The 3,908-nt window shown below is 40.6% G+C and carries 6 protein-coding genes; 2 read left to right on the top strand and 4 right to left on the bottom strand.

The window, feature by feature from the left end; all coding sequences use genetic code 11:
• Positions 1 to 233: type II toxin-antitoxin system MqsA family antitoxin (locus V7K69_RS07330; RefSeq protein ID WP_335032778.1), on the top strand; the 233-nt coding region annotated here is incomplete at its 5' end.
• 136 nt (positions 234 to 369) lie between these two features.
• On the opposite strand, the gene V7K69_RS07325 is transcribed toward V7K69_RS07330, so the two are convergent.
• The 3 genes from V7K69_RS07325 to V7K69_RS07315 are packed head-to-tail and all read right to left on the bottom strand — an operon-like array spanning position 370 to position 1,172.
• A complete protein-coding gene (locus V7K69_RS07325) occupies positions 370 to 633 on the bottom strand; it encodes a type II toxin-antitoxin system RelE family toxin (RefSeq protein ID WP_335032776.1) in 264 nt (87 codons plus the stop codon).
• Positions 630 to 860: a hypothetical protein gene (locus V7K69_RS07320; protein WP_335032774.1), complete on the bottom strand. Its 231-nt coding sequence runs from the start codon at positions 858 to 860 to the stop codon at positions 630 to 632. Before V7K69_RS07320 ends, V7K69_RS07325 begins: the two co-directional genes overlap by 4 nt.
• Before the next feature lie 48 nt (positions 861 to 908).
• Positions 909 to 1,172, bottom strand: a complete 264-nt coding sequence (locus V7K69_RS07315) for a hypothetical protein (RefSeq protein ID WP_335032772.1) — start codon at positions 1,170 to 1,172, stop codon at positions 909 to 911.
• Positions 1,173 to 1,530: 358 nt separating this feature from the next.
• Here V7K69_RS07315 and V7K69_RS07310 point away from each other — a divergent pair, with 358 nt between their 5' ends.
• The gene (locus tag V7K69_RS07310) at positions 1,531 to 3,108 is read left to right on the top strand and encodes an NAD(P)H-quinone oxidoreductase subunit 4 (protein ID WP_114084367.1); all 1,578 of its coding nucleotides are present in this window, start codon (positions 1,531 to 1,533) and stop codon (positions 3,106 to 3,108) included.
• A gap of 179 nt (positions 3,109 to 3,287) precedes the next feature.
• Here the strand turns inward: V7K69_RS07310 and V7K69_RS07305 are convergent.
• The coding region (locus V7K69_RS07305; protein WP_335032768.1) for a DUF4351 domain-containing protein at positions 3,288 to 3,908 on the bottom strand (621 nt) is incomplete at its 5' end.

The following is a 3,908-nucleotide window of genomic DNA, read 5'->3' as shown; positions in this document are numbered from 1 at the left end:
GGGGGAGCCACAAAAATGCTCCCTATTTTTTGTCTCCACCATCTTCTCAAAGTTTTGTCCCATCTAGCTTAGAGTTGCCTTGTCACCCTCTCAGACCAAATTTAGTAACTGTGACATTAGAAAGAGATGAATATATTTTTATATTAAAAAAAGTTCCAGCAGAAATTTGTGATAACTGCGGTGAATATTATTTAAGTGATGTAGTTACGGAACAGGTTTTAGAAAAAGCATAGTTAGCTGTTAATAATGGAACAGAATTGGAGATTATTAGATATGCAGTTTAGTGTTCTTATTTGTGTTTCTGTTTTAGCGATGGGTTATTCAAAATATGGAATTTTATTATAAGTGGTAAATTAAATAGCGATCGTGTTATGAAAAAAAGCTTTCATAATCGTCATGGCTACCTATCCAGAACCATGTAACTGTGTCACCCTCCAAAACCCCAATTGCTCCATAATTGCGAGTTATTCTGACAGACCAAATATTCTCCTCGTTATTTATACATTTGAAATGCAAAGACGGATGAAAAGGATTTTCTCGCCATAACTGATAAGCTTTTCTCGCACTCTGTCTAACTTGCTTGTCAAGGGACTTATATTTATCCCAAAACGAAGGAAGAGTTGCAGACTTCACAAATTTTCATAGTTCATTGGTTTTGCAAGTCCTTCTGCAATCTCTCTTTTAGTAGATTGGGCAGATGCAATCAGTTGTTGTTGAGTTTTCTTAAATGATTTATTCCATTTCAATTCATCTTGCAAATCTTCTAGGTACTCTCGGAGATGTTCTGCAACTCTTTCTTGCACATCTTCAGATAAAGATTCCATCATCTTAATTACAGTAGCGATCGCTGGAGATGACATAATCTAATTTCCTTTATCAACTTTCCCTGTCTATTTTACTAAAAAAACTCAATCAAATCGCTTACTGTAGTCCCAAAGCTCTGAAACTGGGAAGGTTTGTCCTACTGCTGCTTGTCGCACAGACTCTTGCAAATCGGCTAATATTTGTGCTTTTGGCTCTTGTTCATCAATCCAAGCTAAACCACTGACGTTATCAGAATTTATGGAACTTATAAGCTGTTGCCAAAGTTCTACAGGGACGAGTACATCTGTTGTTTCTCCATTTATGTTGGTCACATAACGAATCTGACTTTCAATTTCTGCGATTATCATTATGTTTAGTTCTCCTGCTAGGCTTTTTTGTACCAAATCGCTTTTTTAAACAACCACCAAGCAGCATTTTGTATTTTTAGGGTTGGGCTACGCGTAGACGCGGAGCGGCTTGTCGTAGACATCACACCACTAAACTATAATTTTATCGGCTTTTTGAGGGTAAATTTTTGACTGGACTGGAAGTATCACAACGCACATTCCGCACCCCCAAGTGTCAAAAAAGGCTACCAAAAGAAAAAACGGGGGATTGCCAATTTAATTAAATCAACCTAACGAGGAAGACGAAATCCCTAAAAAGCTGTTACTTAATAACTAGTGACTTTTTGCCAAACATGATTTTGATAGCAGACGAATTGTGATGAATATAGCTAATTTTCCGTGGCTGACGACGATTATTCTGTTTCCGATAGCCGCGTCGCTACTTCTTCCCGTCATTCCTGATAAAGAAGGCAAAACAGTGCGCTGGTACTCCCTTATCGTGGGGCTGATAGATTTTGCACTAATTGTTTATGCTTTTTATACTGGGTATGATTTCTCCAATCCAGATTTGCAGTTGGTGGAAAGTTACCCCTGGGTACCACAAATGGGTTTGAATTGGTCAGTAGGGGCAGATGGCTTATCCATGCCCCTAATTATTTTGACTGGATTCATTACCACGCTGGCGATTTTAGCAGCTTGGCCTGTCACCTTCAAGCCCAAGCTATTTTACTTCTTGATTTTGGCGATGTATGGCGGTCAGATTGCCGTGTTCGCCGTCCAGGATATGCTGTTGTTTTTCCTGGTGTGGGAACTGGAATTAGTGCCGATATACTTCCTGCTGTCGATTTGGGGAGGTAAAAGGCGGCAATATGCAGCGACCAAATTCATTTTATACACTGCTGGCGGTTCGCTGTTTATTTTGCTGTCTGCCCTGACAATGGGATTTTACGGCGATACGGTGACGTTCGACATGAGAGCGATCGCCTTAAAAGATTTCGCCCTGAATTTCCAACTAGCCCTCTATGCTGGCTTCCTAATTGCCTACGCCGTCAAGTTGCCGATTATTCCCTTGCATACCTGGCTACCTGATGCCCACGGTGAAGCTACAGCCCCCGTACACATGTTATTAGCAGGTATTCTCCTGAAAATGGGCGGTTACGCCTTAATTCGGATGAATGCCCAAATGCTCCCCGATGCCCACGCTTATTTTGCACCAGTGTTGGTGGTTTTGGGGGTAGTTAATATCATCTACGCTGCCTTGACATCCTTTGCCCAGCGCAACCTGAAGCGAAAAATTGCCTACTCCTCAATTTCTCACATGGGCTTTGTGATGATTGGTATTGCCTCCTTCACCGATTTGGGATTGAGTGGGGCGGTGTTACAAATGGTTTCCCACGGGTTAATTGGGGCGAGTTTGTTCTTCCTTGTAGGGGCAACTTACGATCGCACTCACACCCTGATGTTGGATGAAATGGGCGGTGTTGCGAAGAGAATGCCGAAGATTTTCGCCATGTTCACCACCTGTTCGATGGCTTCTTTGGCATTGCCAGGGATGAGCGGTTTCGTAGCAGAATTAATGGTATTTGTGGGCTTTGCTACTAGCGATGCTTATAGCTCTACCTTCAAAGTCATTGTGGTGTTTTTGATGGCAGTTGGAGTAATTTTAACTCCGATTTATCTGCTGTCGATGTTGCGAGAAATTTTCTATGGAGAAGAGAACAAGGAATTAGTTTCTCACCAAGCTTTGATAGATGCCGAACCCCGTGAAGTATTTATCATTGCCTGTTTGCTGATTCCAATTATTGGTATTGGTTTCTATCCAAAATTGCTGACTCAGATGTATGACGCGACAACTGTACAATTGACAGCAAGATTGCGTGATTCCGTGCCGACATTAGCACAGCAAAAAGACGAAACACTAAAGGTTTCTTTGAGTGCGCCCCAAATTGGTAATTAGTTGCGATCGCTAGTTTAGTTTTAATATTTATTGCTTTGAGGGCGGGTTTTGTACCTGCCCTTTTTGTTACTCACTCGTAAGTTTTTATTTGGTAATGTAATAAATCATTGAACTAGTTAAAAAAATCCTGTATCATCAAGTGAGTAGATGTATTTTTTACATTGTTAATAAAATAGATTTTAAGCTGATTGATTTGCTTGCAACCAGTTCAGCAAATCTTCCATAGCACTAAAATCCAACAAAGCTTCGCCAAGGGTTTCTAACTGATTTAAAGAAAGAGATTGGATGCGCTCTTGCAACTCTGGTGATAATTCTCCCAGTCGTCTTTGTAGTAACCTTAAAATCAGTTGTTTTTCACCTTCTTGTTTCCCTTCTTGTTTTCCGCGCTCGTAGCCGATGCGCTCACCTGTAGTTACATATCTCATGGTTCGCTCCTGCTCAAATTGTTTAAACTCTTCCCAAAACTGATTTTCTAATGCCTTTGGTAATATCATAACCCAATCGATAAATCGATACAGGTTGCGAATATCCTGCTCTTCTAACCCCAAATCATATAGTCTGCGAATTAAGCTAAATTTCCATATTTTGCGTTGTTCGGGTGATGAGCGTGTCTGCTGCGTTTTCAAATGCGCCATGACGACAGTTGCAAATGGATTATCACTATTTTCTAATTCGTCAAATCGATTTTCGTAATCCAAAAGTTTAATACTGGAGTTTAGACTAAAAGCGATATGAGAGAAAGCAGACCAAATGGAATTAGAGGTTAAAAATATTATCTTGTCAGCCTGAAAGCATCCGCC

This window comes from Nostoc sp. (assembly GCF_036917775.1).
In the GTDB taxonomy this organism is placed as follows: Bacteria; Cyanobacteriota; Cyanobacteriia; order Cyanobacteriales; family Nostocaceae; genus Nostoc.
Note: the sequence above shows the minus strand (reverse complement) of the source record. Positions and strands in the feature narration are given on the sequence as shown.

Coding starts and splice junctions, on each gene's coding strand:
- V7K69_RS07320 (WP_335032774.1), bottom strand. CDS start 860: ATGTCATCTCCAGCGATCGCTACTGTAATTAAGATGATGGAATCTTTA.
- V7K69_RS07315 (WP_335032772.1), bottom strand. CDS start 1,172: ATGATAATCGCAGAAATTGAAAGTCAGATTCGTTATGTGACCAACATA.
- V7K69_RS07310 (WP_114084367.1), top strand. CDS start 1,531: ATGAATATAGCTAATTTTCCGTGGCTGACGACGATTATTCTGTTTCCG.